Raw genomic sequence first — 1,491 nt, 5'->3', positions numbered from 1 at the left:
CCCCCCGTTATGTTTTTCGCGGTCCTGCAAGAGGGCCGCTGGCCTCCGGGCCCGGCATGACTGTTCCCCCCTGTCGAACCAATGACCTGGGGGGTGGTGTCACCGGGTCCGCGAGGCGCCGTTGGAGACGCTGATGAGAGGCCCGACTACCGCCTGGCCTGGTGCAACACCTGGCCGCTTGCGGGCGGCAGGTCTGCATAACGTGGATGCGCGCACGACGCCAACGCCCAGGCCAGCACACACGACATGCGTCCGGGAGGACGGCGTGAACGACAACGACGGGATAGGCGTCTTCCTCGGCCTGGACGTCGGCAAGAGCGCCCACCACGGGCACGGCCTCACCCCGGCCGCAAAGAAGGTGTTCGACAGGCAACTGCCCAACACCGAGCCGAGGCTGCGGGACGTCTTCACCGGGCTGAAGACCAAGTTCGGCACCGTCCTGGTGATCGTGGACCAGCCCGCCTCGATCGGCGCCCTGCCCCTGACCGTCGCCCGTGACGTGGGCTGCCAGGTCGCCTACCTGCCCGGACTCGCCATGCGGCGAATCGCCGATCTCTACCCGGGCGAGGCGAAGACCGACGCCAAAGACGCCGCGGTCATCGCCGACGCGGCCCGCACGATGCCGCACGCTCTGCGCTCGCTGGAGCTGACCGACGAGATCACCGCCGAGCTGACCGTTCTCGTCGGCTTCGACCAGGACCTCGCGGCCGAGGCCACCCGCACCAGCAACCGCATCCGCGGCCTGCTCACCCAGTTCCACCCCAGTCTGGAGCGGGTCCTCGGTCCCCGGCTCGACCACCAGGCCGTCACCTGGCTGCTGGAACGCCACGGGTCCCCCGCCGCACTGCGGAAAGCCGGCCGCCGCAGGCTCGTCGAGGTGATCCGGCCCAGGGCACCCCGGATGGCCAACCGGCTGGTCGACGACATCTTCGAGGCCCTCGACGAGCAGACCGTCGTCGTTCCGGGCACCGGCACGCTCGACATCGTGATCCCCTCCCTGGCCCGCTCGCTCGGCGCCGTCCACGAACAGCGACGGGCGACCGCAGCGCAGATCACCGCCCTGCTGGAGGACCACCCTCTTTCGAAGGTCCTGACGTCGCTGCCCGGCGTCGGCGCCAGGACCGCCGCCACCTTGCTGGTCACCGTCGGCGACGGCACCAGCTTTCCCACCGCCGCCCACCTGGCCTCCTACGCCGGCCTCGCCCCGACCACCAAGTCCTCGGGCACCTCGATCCACGGTGAACACGCCCCACGAGGCGGCAACCGGCAGCTCAAGCGGGCGATGTTCCTGTCCGCGTTCGCCGCCCTGCACGATCCCGCCTCCCGCACCTACTACGACCGCTGCCGGGCCCGAGGGAAGACGCACACCCAGGCCCTCCTCCGGCTCGCCCGGCAACGGATCAACGTGCTGTTCGCGATGCTCCGCGACGGCACCTTCTACGAACCCAGAACCCCACGCCCCGCTTGACCAAAGACATAGAGGCACCCCCC

At 70.2% G+C, this 1,491-nt stretch carries 1 protein-coding gene; it reads left to right on the top strand.

The features are described 5' to 3' along the window. Positions 1-265: 265 nt before the first annotated feature. A complete protein-coding gene (locus tag IEZ04_RS34285) occupies positions 266-1,468 on the top strand; it encodes an IS110 family RNA-guided transposase (RefSeq protein ID WP_189220910.1) in 1,203 nt (400 codons plus the stop codon). Positions 1,469-1,491 lie beyond the last annotated feature (23 nt).

Source organism: Streptomyces ruber, from assembly GCF_014648075.1.
GTDB classification, from domain to species: Bacteria; Actinomycetota; Actinomycetes; order Streptomycetales; family Streptomycetaceae; genus Streptomyces; species Streptomyces ruber.
This window is presented reverse-complemented; position numbering and strand designations above follow the sequence as displayed.